The organism is Henriciella pelagia (assembly GCF_002088945.1).
GTDB classification, from domain to species: Bacteria; Pseudomonadota; Alphaproteobacteria; order Caulobacterales; family Hyphomonadaceae; genus Henriciella; species Henriciella pelagia.
On sequence record NZ_NCSU01000007.1, the window covers coordinates 782,306 to 795,704 of the forward strand.

Here is a 13,399-nt window from a genome sequence, read left to right on the forward strand (position 1 = left end):
GTTCTTCTTTTTCTCCGGACATCACTATACCCCCTCCCCGCTCGCGGGGAGGACCGGGGTGGGGCGAGGCTGCGTGGGTCATCCGCCCATCCCCCTCCCCAATATCGGTCTATGCAGCCGCTGAGGCTGTTGCTATTGCTGCTGTTCCCACGTCTGGAGACACATTCTTGAAAACTGGATTTCTGGCCGCAGCGGCGGCGATTTTCGTGCTTGGCGGTTGCGAGACGTTCGAGCCCTATCTCGTCGAGCGTGAAACGCTCATCGATGAAGATGGCATATTTGTCTATAGCGACTTGATGGAAGACGGCTGGGACGGCACCCAGCACTGGCAGTTCTCTGCCACGAATTACAATGCCTATCCCGTCTGCGTCAGCGTCAACTTCACGCCAAACTCCTATGCCGATGCCTACAGCATGGGCGGACATTACCGAGTTGAGCCCGGCGGGACGATGGACATCGGTTATGTCTTCGCGCCAGCAAATTTTGGCGTGAACTCCCAGGCCTGGGGGCCGGACGCAAACGGGAACTGCTAGCCCATCTGGAAGACGCGGTTCGGCTGGAAGCGCCCGGCGCGGATTTCGCCCATGGCAACGGCTGTGTCGCCGTCCATTGCGAGGGCAATGCGGTTGTCCGGATCCGGGTCCTTTTCCAGCCGCCACTGCTCCACCACATGCGGCAACAGCATGACCTCGCGGCCCTGCCGGATCATGGCGGCGTCTTCTGCGCTGATCTCGACCTCCGGTACATCGTCCAGCACGGCTTCGATTGGCGCGAGCGTCTTCAGAAGGTCGTCGCGGCTCTCCATTGCCTCCAGTTCGGCAAGTTTCACCGCCGCGCCTTCATGCATGACCCCCACACGAATGCGGCGCAGCTGCGAGACATGACCCTCGCAGCCAAGCGCAGCCGCCAGATCACGGGCGAGCGCCCGGACATAGAACCCCTTGCCAGAGCGCACATGGATCACCGCATGGTCGACATCCGGTATTTCCAACAGGCGCGCCTCGTACACCGTCACTTTGCGGGACGGAATCTCGAACTCCTCACCGTCGCGGGCAAGGTCATAGGCGCGCTCGCCATCCACCTTGATGGCTGAATATTTCGGCGGCACCTGTTCGATATCGCCCTCGAACTGTTCCAGCGCGTCCTCAATGGCATCCTGGGTGGGGCGGACATCAGACGTGGCGACAATCTCGCCCTCGGCATCGAGCGTGCTCGTCGTGCGGCCCCACTCGATGGTGAAGACGTATTCCTTGTCGGCGTCCATCGCCCACTGCACCGTCTTGGTCGCCTCGCCGAAGGCAATCGGCAGGATGCCATCAGCCAGCGGGTCGAGCGTGCCACCATGACCGCACTTCTGCGCATTGAACAGGCGTTTCAGGATGCCGACGACCTGCGTCGAGGTGACATCCACGGGCTTGTCGACGTTGAGCCAGCCATGCACAGGCAGACCTTTGCGTTTACGTGCCAAGTCTTTTCTCCTTCAGGGCCGGTCGGCAGCGGTTCGGACGCTGGCCGGTCTTGGGTCGGCTGCCGGGCTAATGCGGCGGCGTGGCGGCGTCAACCGGCAGCAGTGAGATGCTGCCAGAGGATGAGGGAGCCGATGGCAATCAGGACCACGCCGCCCACCACTTCGGCCCAGTGTCCGAGGCGTTCACCGGCCTTGCGTCCAATGAGAACCCCCATCGTCGCCATGACAGCGGTGACGCAGCCGATGATCACCACCGCCACGATGATGTTCACATCCATCATGGCAAGGCTGACGCCAACCACAAGCGCGTCGATGCTGGTGGCAAAGGCGGCGAGGACGAGGTGCAGCCATTTCGGGCCTTTTCGCGCCATACCCGGCGCGACCGAGTTCGTTGCATCGTCGAAATCGGCCTCGATATTGCCCGACAGCGCTTCCCAGATCATGTGCAGGCCGACAGCCGACAGCAGCACGAATGCGATCCAGTGATCCACGCCTGCCACCCAGCTGGCGAGCGCAATACCAATCGTGTAGCCGATCAGCGGCATCACCGCTTCCATGCCGCCGAACACCGCGCCGATCCTGGCCGCATCCAGAAGGCCGATCTTCCTTTCTGCGGCCCCCTTGCCCAGCGAGGCTGCAAACGCATCGACAGATAGCGACAGGGCAAGGGCAAAAAGGGTGATCAATCCGGTCATCGCAGCGCTTCTCGCCCGCGCCGCAGGGCCGCGCAACCCCGAAGATCATGGAACTTCCGACAGCTCTCATGTATTCCGCTAGGACATGGTCCACACGCTGAGACATTTCCTGATCCTGCTGCTGGTCGCAACCTTTGCGGCGGTGGCAGCTGCGCAGGAAGAACCAGCCTCCGCACCGTCGGAACCCATCGCCGCCGAACGCACCATCCCCGATGACGCCATCGCCGCGCGCCTGTCCGCCATCTTTTCAGAAGTGCGCGGTCTGGAAGACATCTCGATCGATGTGAATTCAGGCGTCGTGTCCCTCTCCGGCACGGTGAGCCAGCAGGGAGATGGTGTCCGCGCGGTCGCGATTGCCTCGCGCCTCGAAGGCGTGGTCACGGTTGAGGATTCCATCGAACGCAGCCTGGCGGTCGAAACCTCACTGTCTCCAGCCATTGCCAACCTGCAGACCAGCCTGCGGCGGGCCTGGGAAGCGCTGCCGCTCGTCGGCCTGGCAATAGCTGTCTTCATCATCATCTGGCTGATCGGCCACCTCATCGCGAGCTGGGGCGCGCCCTGGCGCCGCATCGCGCCGAACCCTTTCCTTGCAGAAATCATCGCGCAGGCAATTCGCTTTGTGGCCATCATTATCGGCCTTGTGACAGCGTTGAACCTCGTCGGTGCGACAGCGCTGATGGGCGCCATCCTTGGCGGTGCGGGCGTCATCGGCCTCGCCATCGGCTTTGCCGTGCGCGACACGGTCGAGAATTATATCTCGTCAATCATGCTGTCCTTACGCCAGCCCTTTCGCGCCAACGACCATGTCCTCATCAATGAGCATGAGGGAAAGGTCGTCCGGCTGACTTCGCGCGCCACAATCCTGATGACGCTCGACGGAAATCATTTGCGCATCCCCAACTCGACCGTCTTCAAGGCGGTCATCCTCAACTATACCCGCAACCCTGAACGCCGCTTCGAGTTCGAGCTGGGCGTCGATGCCAATGACGATCCCGTCGCCGCCATGGCCTGCGGCCTGGCTGCGATGAGCCGGCTCGACTTCATCCTCAGGGAGCCCAAACCCGACGCGCTGATCAAGGTCGTTGGCGACAGCAATATCGTCCTGCGCTTCCTGGCCTGGGTGGACCAGTCGGACGCAGAGTTTCACAAGGCGCGCAGCCTCGCCATCCGCGCCGCCAAGGACGCGCTTGAGGCCGAAGGCTTTACCTTGCCCGAACCGATCTACCGCGTTCGCCTCGATGGCAATCTCGGTGCGGTCGCAGGAAAGGGTACGGCCTCTGCCCCTCCTGCGCCTCCACCAGAGCGACCACCTCGGCCGAGCGCGGGTGAACGTGAAGCGAGAGCCGAAGTGCTCGACGTCCGCCCGGATGACCACATCACGGAGAAGGTCGCCGAAGAACGCGCCGCCACCGGCGAGAAAGACCTGCTGGATAGCGGCCGCCCGGTGGAGTAAGCTCGGCTCCTAAGGGGGCAGATATGCGACAGGGGGCAATCTCATGACACAGGGACCGATGACAGTGTGCAGGACGTTCACAATCGGCTGTGAGAGGCTTTTCGCATGAATGCGCTTTCACCTCAGCAACGCGATGAATTGATAGCAGCCCTTCACGTTGCGCCACGTACAATTGAGCGCAAATTGGAGCGAGTTAAGGCCTGGGACGCTGCCGTATACTGGCTAACCATGTTCTTTACCGCCGTCACAGCGAGCGTGTTCTGGATCCTCGTGGTCGAGGAATTGTCGACCCGGATGAAATGGATCGGCGCGGCAGTCGGGACGATTTCCTTCCTGCTTGCCCTGTTCTCATCGCGCAATCCGTTCGGAAACGAGGCCGAATTGCGGTCAGATCTCAGCCAGATTCTTGCTGTCTTTCATACCGTTCAGCTGAAGCACAACATTACTCGTGAAGATGTGTCCCTGCTTCTGCCAAACTCCGCGGCGACACCGCTACGGCATCTTCGCGCGGAAGAACGCGACAATATCTGGAAAGCCATTGGAAGGGCCTATGCCGTATGAAAAAGCACCGTATCTACACAATGGCCTTCGCCAGCGTTTATCCAGCCTATGTCGCCAAGGCTGAGAAGAAGGGGCGCACCAGGGCCGAAGTCGACGAGATCATCTTCTGGCTGACCGGTCATGACAAAAAGAGCTTTGCCAGTGCCCTCGAAGACGGAACCGACATGGAGACCTTCTTCGCCGAAGCGCCGGCCATGAACCCCGACCGCGCGCTGATCACCGGCGTCGTTTGCGGCGTCCGGGTCGAAGAGGTTGAAGAAGAGACGATGCGGGAAATCCGCTATCTCGACAAACTCATTGACGAACTGGCCCGCGGCAAGGCAATGGAGAAAATCCTGCGCGCACGTACCGAGCAGAGACTTGTCTGAGGTAGCTAAGGTCAAGATTTATAACAGTCTTGCCTGAGATTGGCGCTCGTATTTCGGTTCTGGTTCAGGGGACGTACGAAAACTTCCCGGCATGCGGGCAATTTAGCTTGTAGCTCGTCACTCGCCGGGGAGCGCCGCTCTTCTTCTTGGCATTAAATACAAAATAGTTGCCGCACGGCAATTTTAGCGAATACTTTCGATCCCTGTAGGATGAGCTACGCCACCTGCTGACCGTAGGGAACAATGCTTGGATCGCTGGCTCGTTCACCTTGTCCAAGCTCATCAATGCTTGCACATGATCGATTATGGCCTTTGAGCCATTTTCCCCTTCTTGTGGATCAACGCAACCTGGAATTTTATTCTTCGCCATAACCGCCTGTTAAATCTCAGGTAGTCAGGCTGTCAAGTCCATCTTCCCAATTTATTCGAGGTCTTTGAACGCGAACCTTAAGCCTAATGTAGTCCATTAAGTTCTTGAGCAAAAATAACAGCCAAGGCATGTTCAGCATTGCAATCAACAATGGAAGCGCTTTGGGCACTTCAGATTCGAATCTGACACTTGCAAACACCATCAAGAAAACCAGAATAGAACCGCAAACAGCGCACAACACGGCAAACATTATACTTCGCGCTTCATAGGAATCTGCGATCTTGTCGAACTGTTCTCGAATGTCGTTGAATTGACTCAATTTTCGACGCAGCTCAGAGGTGGGCGTATTCGACTTATCGATTGATTCGTAGAAAGAGAATGTTTTTCTGATTTCCTCGCGTTCGGCACTGACGAGCTGATTGGTATACTGAGAAAAAGCGCCGAAAGCGAAGTTTAGACCAGCACCGAAAGACAGTATCTCAATGAACGAAGAGTAGATCATGCATACTCCTTGGTTGATGTCCGAATGAGTCGATTTGCAAGCTGTGTCAATACGGTTAATCAAAAGTATACGCTTGAACGCTCGTTTAGCCGACGAGGCTGTACGGCGAATGGTGTTCGATCTGCCGGCGCTGCGTCAGTGTCTGGCGCACCAGAAGATGCGCGCCCTGCAGGAATTCGCGCGGCGTGCGTCCATTGAACTCCTTGAACTCGCGAATGAAATGCGACTGGTCGAAATAGGCGGTCGTCGCCGCTTCCTGCCAGTTGCTGGCTTCCTCCCAGGCCAGGCGGTTGGCAGAGTGCAGCGCGCGAAACTTGCGGTGCAGCTTTTTCGGCGGACTTCCGAAGTAGTGTTTGGCCAGCCTTTCGATCTGGCGTGGTGAAAGGTCCACCGCTGCCAGAAGGTCGTTCAGCTCATTGGGCTCAGGATTGGTCAGCCAGGTGGTGACGGCATCCAGGAAGGCTGAATTGATCTTCTTGTCAGACTGGTCCAGTGCGGCAAACAGCCGGTCGGCTGCGCGGACATGGGCATCGATCCCGTCCGCGTCGAAAACGCCATGCACCAGGACGTGTTGCTCAGCAGATACGTGATCCGCAAGCGGAACGAATTTGTCGGCAAGCTCAAAGGCGGGCGTATCGAACATTCTCGCCCAGCCTTTAGGGGTCACGGCTGCTCCGAAAATGTGGGTGCCCGGTTCGAATGAGATATTGCTCCAGGTCTGTGTCGGACCGCACAGCATGGCTGCGCCCGTCGTGTAGCGCTCCTCCTGGCCGTTGACGTCTGTAATGGCTGCACCGCTCAGGATGAAGCGTACATTTGCAATTTCAGCGCGCATCACATCTTTGACGGCTTCTGGAATTGAAACGCAATAATAGCTGCCGATCAGGTCACGCACGCTCGTGCCGGGGCGTCGATAGGACATGTGCAACATTGAACCGGTGTCCCGCTTTGCGTGGATCATCCGCACCCGAATGAACCAACGTCGCAACTGACAAAAAGTTCATAATGTCGATTCTGTACAATAGTTTCTTTGTCGGCGGGTCCACTGACAAATGGTCATTATTTGTCTCGGGCGCCTGATTGTGGGGACGCTGAGGCGGGGCTGAAGGCAAGTGACGGCAAGTCTCCGCAGACAAGAGGTCTCAGGACCGTGGACTTGTCGGGGGGACGCACCAGGCTTTCCGGACTTTCAATCTCTTCCGGTTTGCGCACATCAAATTGGCAGGCTGGCATGCGCTGGCCTGCCGCTTTTTTTTAGTCGAGGTCGCGTTTGACTTCGGGCCGGTTAAAGATCGCATCCATATAGGCGCCATCATCATAGGAATGGTCAGCAATGAAGTGCAGCTGCGGCGTGAACTTCATGTCGATCTGCTTGCCCAGCTTGCCGCGAATGAATGCGGCGGCCCTGTTCAGTGCCTTGGCCAGTTCATCCTGCGCGGCCGGTTCGGTGACGCCGAGTGGGGAACAGAACACATGCGCATGTTTCAGGTCCGGTGAGGTGCGCACTTCTCCGATCGTGACGTTGACGCCCTGCAGGGCCGGGTCGCGAAACTCCTCGCGCATGAAGATATCGGTCAGGGCGTGACGGACCAGCTCTCCCGCGCGCAGCTGGCGCTGGGAGGGCTCATGGGCAGACACGTCACTGCGTCGCCTTTGATTGCGTGCCATTGGTCAGTCCTTCCTTTAGCCGCGCCTTGAATGCCTTGGCGGCGGCCTTGTCCTTGCCGAACCATCTGTCCGGAATGAGGAGAGGGCCGGCTCCGCGGAAGGTGATGAGCGTGTCGCGGCGGGTCTGGTGGACGGCCTCGACGGCGCCCCATCCGATCCGGGTTTCGACGTCTCCTCGACGGATGTGGACACCCGTTGAGGCAAGGTCAATGGCTGTTTCTGCATCAAGCTCGGATGAGCGGCCATTCTGGTGGCGGTAGGACCAGCGAACGAAGATCAGATACCAGCAGATACCGGCCATTGCCGCGATGATGGATGAGATGAGCCAGATCCAGTAGGTCGACATCCCGGAACCGATGATCATCTGCCGGACGGCGAGCGCCACGCCTGAGGAGATGACCGGGGCCGTAACGCCGGCATAATAGAGCGCCGTGGGGCCGATATTGGAGCTGCGGCTCTTTGAGACGAGGCGTTTGACATCCTTCTCGCGCAGCGTCCCCGAAACCTTCAGGCTCCCTTCTGGTGGCATGTCGGCGGGAGAGGGGGCGGGATGGAACTGACTGACGGGCATTTGAGCAACTAAACAGACGAGTCTTACGCAAATGGAAAAGCCGGGACAACGTCCCGGCTTTGTCGCATCATGTCAGTTAAAATCGGCGGAGGCCTAGTCGAGCTTGCGTTCGATCATTTCCACTTCGAAGCATTCGATCTTGTCGCCTTCGCGGATGTCTTCATACTTCTCGAAGGCCATGCCGCACTCCATGCCGGCGCTGACTTCAGCGACTTCATCCTTGAAGCGCTTCAACGTCTTCAGCTTGCCTTCGTGGATCACGACATCGTCGCGCAGCAGGCGAACACCGCAGCCGCGTTTGACGACGCCTTCGGAGATCTTGCAGCCGGCGACCTTGCCAACCTTGGTGATGTTGAAGACCTCGAGAATGTCCGCATAACCGATGAAGCTTTCGCGCTTCTCAGGTGCCAGCATGCCCGACAGCGTGTCCTTCACATCGTCGATCAGGTTGTAGATCACCGAATAATAGCGGATTTCCACGCCTTCCTTTTCGGCCAGTTCGCGCGCCTGCTTGTTGGCGCGGACATTGAACGCGAAGACCGGCGCACCGGAGGATTTCGCAAGCAGGATGTCGCTTTCCGAGATACCGCCAGCGGCGCCATAGATAACATTGGCCCGCACTTCGTCGGTGGAGATATTCTCCAGCGAGTGGGTAATCGCTTCGACCGAGCCCTGCACGTCGCCTTTGACGACAATTGGAAGCTCGGACACCTCGGCGCTGTCCTTCATGGAGTTCATGATGGATTCGAGCGAGGCGCGGCTTGAGGCGACGCCCTGCTTCTGGCGTTCCATGCGCTGGCGATAGTCAGTGATTTCGCGGGCACGGGCTTCGCTGTCGACCACGTTGAACATGTCGCCAGGTTCAGGCGCGCCATCCAGGCCAAGGACCTCGACCGGCACCGCAGGACCTGCATCCTTCAGCTGCTGGCCGCGTTCATTGATCAGTGCGCGGACCTTGCCCCATTGCTTGCCGGCCACCACGATCTCGCCTCTTTGAAGCGTGCCGCGATTGACGAGCACAGTCGCGACCGGGCCGCGGCCCTTGTCGAGCTGGGCTTCGACCACGATGCCGTCTGCAGCGCGGTTCGGATTGGCTTTCAGCTCCAGGATTTCGGCCTGCAGAGAAATTGCCTCGGTCAGTTCGGAGAGACCGGTCCGCTCCGTCGCGGAAACATTGATGGCCTGCACGTCACCGCCCATCGCCTCGACCTGGATGTCGTGCTGCAGCAATTCGGTGAGGACATTGTCCGGCTTCGCATCCGGCTTGTCGCACTTGTTGACCGCCACGATGATCGGCACTTCGGCCGCCTTCGCGTGTTTGATCGCCTCAATTGTCTGAGGCATCACGCCGTCATCGGCCGCGACCACCAGGATCACGATATCGGTCACGTTGGCGCCGCGCGCCCGCATGGCGGAGAAGGCCGCGTGGCCGGGCGTGTCGAGGAAGGTGATCTTGTCGCCGCTTTCCAACTGCACCTGATAGGCACCGATATGCTGGGTGATGCCGCCGGCTTCGCCCGCCACGACATCGGTCGCGCGCAGCGCGTCGAGAAGCGAGGTCTTGCCGTGGTCGACATGGCCCATGACCGTTACGATCGGAGCGCGTGGCTTCAGGTCTTTCTCGGCATCTTCATCGCCCTCAAGGCCGATTTCGACATCCGATTCCGAAACGCGCTTCACTGTGTGGCCGAATTCCTCGGCGATGAGTTCGGCGGTGTCGGCATCGACAATGTCGTTCGCGCGCATCATCTCGCCCTGACGCATCATGTATTTGACCACGTCTGCAACGCGCTCATTCATCCGTTGGGCAAGGTCCTGCAGCGTGATCGTTTCGGGCAGGGTCACCTCGCGGGAAACCTTTTCCTGCTGTTCTCCGCCGGACTGGCGACGCTCACGTTCACGCTCACGGGCGCGGCGTACAGATGCCAGTGACCGCTGACGGTCACCATCATCACCGAGCGCGCTCGCAATGGTCAGCTTGCCGCGGCGACGGTTGGAATCGCCACCGCGTCCCCGCGACGAGCCGCCATCATTGAAGTCGCGGTCGCTTCCGCCCTTGCGGGACTTCTTGCTCCGGCCCTGTGTTGGCTCCGGTATCGCCATATCTGGCGTCGCAGCAGCTGCAGCGGCCCCGCTACGCGCACCGCGGTCTTCGCGGCGCGGTTCGGCTTTCTTCTTCTTGGCTTCGGCGGCCTCGCGGGCCTTGCGTTCTTCTTCCTCAGCCTTGCGACGGGCTTCGGCTTCCTCGCGTTCCTTGTCTTCCTGGACCTTGCGCTCCTGTTCGGAGAGCAGGCGTTCGCGCGCGGCTTCCTGGCGTTTCTGCTCGGCCTGGCGCTTCTGCTCGGCTTCACGGCGTTGCAGCAGCACTTTCTGGCGCGCAACGAGTTCTTCTTCCGTGATACCGAGTTTCTTCGCCGCTTCAGCGAGTTTTGACGGCTGGTTGCCAGAGGACGCAGGCGATTTCGACGCAGGCGGTTTCGACCCGGCGCCCGATTGAGCAGCGCCTGGACCCACGACTTTGCGTTTCTTCGTCTGGACGATGACCTGCTTCGAGCGGCCATGGCTGAAGCTTTGTTTGACCGTACCGCTCGATCCGCGGGACACGGTCAGGGGCTTGCGTCCACCTGTATTGCCTTTGTCTTTCGTATCGCTCATGCGACTCCATATACCTACATATTATACAGCAAGGGCCATCCCGTGCCGCTTTGTCTTACCGATCCCGGCCAGAGAACCAGTCGATTTCTGGTGCTGCCCTGAACCCCGTCAGGCGCCGATAGGCTGTTCCAAACGAGTCCGACAGCGAACCTTCCTGAAGCAGGGCGTGTATCACACGCTCCCTGCCAAAGGCCATGCCCAATTCAGCAGATGTCAGCGCACCCGCTACTTTGGGGCTGTCATACATTGCCTTGGCGAGAAAATGAACCTTGTTACGGCCATCTTCGCTGCCATCGCTTGCTTCCAGCAAGTAGCCGGGGGCGTCTTTCCTTAGATAGGCGCGCACCTGGTCAAATCCAAGAATGACTGCACCGGCCTTGCGGGCCATGCCCAGCAGGCCCAGGCAGCGCTGCACCAATTGCGCTTCGATCAGCTCCAGAACCCCTTCAGTCATTGAGGTTCTGGCCTTGAACGCCCGCGACAGCGCGTCGGTTTTGATGGCTTTCTGGATGACGGCGCGGTCCGCTTCCAGCCAGGCCCCGCGGCCCGGCAGCTTGGCCGAGACATCCGGAACGGCGACGCCATCGGGCGAGCGCACAAATCGGATCAGCTCGTCCTGCGACAGGCTTTCACGCGTGACGGCGCACTGGCGGACGGGTCCGCCAGTGTCCTTTTTCGGGGACGCCTTCAGGCGTCTTGCGGGCTCATTCTTTTGGATCGGCATCGTCGCCGTCCTCTGCAGGTTCACCCTCAGCGGCAAGCGCGTCGAGATCGAAGATCAGTTCTTCCTCAGCCAGTTCCTCGGCTTCTTCGCTCGCCTTGCCGATTTCGCCGAGCGCCATCAGCGCGCGTTCTTCTTCGGTGAGGTCTGCAGCTTCGCCTTCGGCTTCTGCGGCCATGTCGGCTTCAAGCTGAGTGAGCGCTTCCGGCTCGATCCAGCCAGCCGCGACGCGGGCACGCATGATGAAGAGCTGGGCTTCATCCTTGCGCATCTCGCCCTTCTTCAGGATGCCTTCCTGGAAGACCGGCTTGCCATCCGGGCCCGGCTCGCGCCAGCCCGTGATGTCGTCCGGAACGAGACCGGCAATGTCCTCGACAGTCTTCACATCGTTCTCGCCGAATTTCACGGCGAAGGCGACGTTCATGCCTTCGAGGTTCATCATCTCGTCCTCGACGCCAAGCTCCTTGCGGCGGGCGTCCTGTTCGGCCGCCAGCTTCTCAAGGTATTCGCGGGCACGTTCCTGGATCTCGGCAGCCACTTCAAGGTCGAAGCCATCAATCGTGATGAAGTCTTCCGGGGCAACATAGGCGATCTCTTCGACCGTCTCGAAGCCTTCGGAGGCCAGCAGCTGGGCCAGCGTCTCATCGGCGTCGAGCGCCTTCATGAAGAGTTCCGTGCGCAGCTGGAAGTCGCGCTGGTAGCGTTCGGAGTCGGCCGTCTCGGTGACGAGGTCGATCTGCCAGCCAGTGAGCTGGGAGGCGAGGCGGACGTTCTGGCCGCGCCGGCCAATCGCCAGCGGGAACTGATCGTCTGCCACGACGACTTCGACGCGCTGCTCGTCTTCGTCGAGCACCACTTTCGACACTTCGGCCGGCTGCAGCGCATTCACGATGAAGGTTGCCGCGTCATAATTCCACGGAATGATGTCGATCTTCTCGCCCGACAGCTCGCCAACGACGGCCTGGACGCGGGCACCGCGCATACCGACACAGGCGCCGACCGGATCGATCGAGCTGTCATTGGAGATCACACCGATCTTGGCACGCGAGCCTGCATCACGGGCGCAGGCACGGATCTCGATAACGCCGTCATAGACTTCCGGCACTTCCTGGGCGAACAGCTTGACCATGAAGTCAGGGTGCGCACGCGACAGGAAGATCTGCGGGCCCTTGGTCTCGCGCGAGACCTTGTAGAGATAGGCGCGCACGCGGTCATTCGGCTGGAAGTTCTCGCGCGGAATGCCGTCATTGCGGCGGATAATGCCTTCGGCGCGGCCGAGGTCGACGATGACGTGGCCATATTCGACGCGCTTGACGATGCCGTTGATGATCTCGCCGACGCGGTCCTTGTACTCTTCGTACTGACGCTCACGCTCGGCATCACGCACCTTCTGCATGATCACCTGTTTGGCGGTCTGGGCAGCGACACGGCCGAAATCGAAGGGCGGAAGCTCCTCCTTCAGCTCGTCGCCAATCTCCAGGTCGCTGTCGATCTTCTTCGCATCGGTGAGCGACAGTTGCTGGGCCGGATCCTCGATCTCTTCATCTGCGACGACCGTCTGGACGCGCCACAGGGTCTGCTCACCCGTATCGCCGTCGATCACGGCGCGGATGTCATGTTCCTGGCCATAGCGGGACTTGGCAGCTTTCTCGATGGCTTCCTGCATGGCTTCGATCACGATCGCCTTGTCGATTGCCTTTTCCTCGGCAACCGCTTTCGCGATCTGCAGGATTTCGAGCCGGTTGGCCGATACGCCGACTGCACTCATCTCGTGTCTCCACTTTCTTCTTCATTATTGTCTTCGTCTTCGGTCTCATCGACTTCGAGACCGGAGAAATTCTCATCATCCGGCTGGGGCGGAAGCCCGCCGCTCGCCTTGGCCGCTTCGATGAGCTCATCCGTGAGCACGAGGCTGGCCTTGGACATTTCATGGACCTGGGCCACCAGTTCGCTCTCATCATCGAGCTCGATTGCCACGCCGTTTTCGTCTTCCCTTTGTATCACACCCTGGAAGCGCCGCCGACCATTGATCGGCATGGCAAGCTCCACCTTGGCGAGATGGCCGACCCAGCGGCCAAAGTCGCCTTCACGGGTCAGCGGCCGGTCAATGCCGGGCGTCGAGACTTCAAGCCGGTATGGATCGCTGATCGGGTCAGCCGCTTCCAGCACCGGCGAGATGGCGTGCGAGAGGTCCGCACAATCCTCGACATTGGTCGGTGCGCCGCCCTTCTTCTCTGCCATGATCTGCAGGGTCGGACGCCGTCCGCCCATAAGGCGCACGCGAACAATCTCCATGCCGAGGCCTTCTGCAAGGGGCTCGATCAGGGAGAGAATGGTCTTTTCCTGCTGCGTCAGCGCGATCAAGGT

14 protein-coding genes are annotated in these 13,399 nt (G+C 59.9%); 4 read left to right on the forward strand and 10 right to left on the reverse strand.

The features are described from left to right. Positions 1–167 precede the first annotated feature (167 nt). Entirely contained in the window at positions 168–533 is a 366-nt protein-coding gene (locus B8746_RS06575; protein WP_084392719.1) for a hypothetical protein, read from the forward strand. Here B8746_RS06575 and truB read toward each other — a convergent pair. After that, positions 530–1,468 (reverse strand): tRNA pseudouridine(55) synthase TruB, encoded by a 939-nt coding sequence (gene truB / locus B8746_RS06580; protein WP_084392722.1) that lies wholly within the window; start codon positions 1,466–1,468, stop codon positions 530–532. The two genes, B8746_RS06575 and truB, sit on opposite strands and share 4 nt — an antisense overlap. A gap of 89 nt (positions 1,469–1,557) precedes the next feature. After that, positions 1,558–2,163 (reverse strand): manganese efflux pump MntP, encoded by a 606-nt coding sequence (locus B8746_RS06585; RefSeq protein ID WP_084392725.1) that lies wholly within the window; start codon positions 2,161–2,163, stop codon positions 1,558–1,560. Positions 2,164–2,248: 85 nt separating this feature from the next. Here B8746_RS06585 and B8746_RS06590 point away from each other — a divergent pair, with 85 nt between their 5' ends. The 3 genes from B8746_RS06590 to B8746_RS06600 all read left to right on the forward strand — a co-directional run bounded on the left by B8746_RS06590 (position 2,249) and on the right by B8746_RS06600 (position 4,545). Next, a complete protein-coding gene (locus B8746_RS06590; protein ID WP_084392727.1) occupies positions 2,249–3,616 on the forward strand; it encodes a mechanosensitive ion channel domain-containing protein in 1,368 nt (455 codons plus the stop codon). A gap of 183 nt (positions 3,617–3,799) precedes the next feature. Then, positions 3,800–4,177, forward strand: coding sequence for a hypothetical protein (locus B8746_RS06595; protein ID WP_143434543.1), 378 nt, complete (start codon positions 3,800–3,802; stop codon positions 4,175–4,177). Next, the gene (locus B8746_RS06600; RefSeq protein ID WP_084392733.1) at positions 4,174–4,545 is read left to right on the forward strand and encodes a DUF2200 domain-containing protein; all 372 of its coding nucleotides are present in this window, start codon (positions 4,174–4,176) and stop codon (positions 4,543–4,545) included. Before B8746_RS06595 ends, B8746_RS06600 begins: the two co-directional genes overlap by 4 nt. 386 nt (positions 4,546–4,931) lie before the next feature. Here the strand turns inward: B8746_RS06600 and B8746_RS06605 are convergent, their stop codons facing one another. The 8 genes from B8746_RS06605 to rimP form a co-directional block, all read right to left on the reverse strand. Beyond that, entirely contained in the window at positions 4,932–5,417 is a 486-nt protein-coding gene (locus tag B8746_RS06605) for a hypothetical protein (protein WP_084392735.1), read from the reverse strand. A gap of 85 nt (positions 5,418–5,502) precedes the next feature. Further along, positions 5,503–6,378, reverse strand: a complete 876-nt coding sequence (locus B8746_RS06610) for a helix-turn-helix domain-containing protein (protein ID WP_084392737.1) — start codon at positions 6,376–6,378, stop codon at positions 5,503–5,505. Between the two features lie 293 nt (positions 6,379–6,671). Then, on the reverse strand, positions 6,672–7,085 hold the full coding sequence (gene rbfA, locus B8746_RS06615; protein WP_084392739.1) for a 30S ribosome-binding factor RbfA: 414 nt from the start codon (positions 7,083–7,085) through the stop codon (positions 6,672–6,674). After that, positions 7,057–7,656 (reverse strand): YcxB family protein, encoded by a 600-nt coding sequence (locus B8746_RS06620; protein ID WP_084392741.1) that lies wholly within the window; start codon positions 7,654–7,656, stop codon positions 7,057–7,059. The genes rbfA and B8746_RS06620 overlap by 29 nt, the downstream gene beginning before the upstream one ends. Positions 7,657–7,749: 93 nt before the next feature. Further along, complete coding sequence (gene infB / locus B8746_RS06625) at positions 7,750–10,311, reverse strand: translation initiation factor IF-2 (RefSeq protein ID WP_084392743.1); 2,562 nt, start codon at positions 10,309–10,311, stop codon at positions 7,750–7,752. Positions 10,312–10,366: 55 nt separating this feature from the next. Further along, positions 10,367–11,035, reverse strand: coding sequence for an RNA-binding protein (locus tag B8746_RS06630; RefSeq protein WP_084392745.1), 669 nt, complete (start codon positions 11,033–11,035; stop codon positions 10,367–10,369). Beyond that, a complete protein-coding gene (gene nusA / locus B8746_RS06635; protein ID WP_084392747.1) occupies positions 11,016–12,800 on the reverse strand; it encodes a transcription termination factor NusA in 1,785 nt (594 codons plus the stop codon). Before nusA ends, B8746_RS06630 begins: the two co-directional genes overlap by 20 nt. Then, positions 12,797–13,396, reverse strand: coding sequence for a ribosome maturation factor RimP (gene rimP, locus B8746_RS06640; protein WP_084392749.1), 600 nt, complete (start codon positions 13,394–13,396; stop codon positions 12,797–12,799). Before rimP ends, nusA begins: the two co-directional genes overlap by 4 nt. Positions 13,397–13,399 lie beyond the last annotated feature (3 nt).

What these genes read in the sequence shown, in the direction of transcription:
- B8746_RS06585 (WP_084392725.1), bottom strand. Translation starts at nt 2,163, where the DNA reads ATGACCGGATTGATCACCCTTTTTGCCCTTGCCCTGTCGCTATCTGTC.
- B8746_RS06590 (WP_084392727.1), top strand. Translation starts at nt 2,249, where the DNA reads ATGGTCCACACGCTGAGACATTTCCTGATCCTGCTGCTGGTCGCAACC.
- B8746_RS06600 (WP_084392733.1), top strand. Translation starts at nt 4,174, where the DNA reads ATGAAAAAGCACCGTATCTACACAATGGCCTTCGCCAGCGTTTATCCA.
- B8746_RS06605 (WP_084392735.1), bottom strand. Translation starts at nt 5,417, where the DNA reads ATGATCTACTCTTCGTTCATTGAGATACTGTCTTTCGGTGCTGGTCTA.
- B8746_RS06610 (WP_084392737.1), bottom strand. Translation starts at nt 6,378, where the DNA reads ATGATCCACGCAAAGCGGGACACCGGTTCAATGTTGCACATGTCCTAT.
- rbfA (WP_084392739.1), bottom strand. Translation starts at nt 7,085, where the DNA reads ATGGCACGCAATCAAAGGCGACGCAGTGACGTGTCTGCCCATGAGCCC.
- B8746_RS06620 (WP_084392741.1), bottom strand. Translation starts at nt 7,656, where the DNA reads ATGCCCGTCAGTCAGTTCCATCCCGCCCCCTCTCCCGCCGACATGCCA.
- infB (WP_084392743.1), bottom strand. Translation starts at nt 10,311, where the DNA reads ATGAGCGATACGAAAGACAAAGGCAATACAGGTGGACGCAAGCCCCTG.
- B8746_RS06630 (WP_084392745.1), bottom strand. Translation starts at nt 11,035, where the DNA reads ATGCCGATCCAAAAGAATGAGCCCGCAAGACGCCTGAAGGCGTCCCCG.
- nusA (WP_084392747.1), bottom strand. Translation starts at nt 12,800, where the DNA reads ATGAGTGCAGTCGGCGTATCGGCCAACCGGCTCGAAATCCTGCAGATC.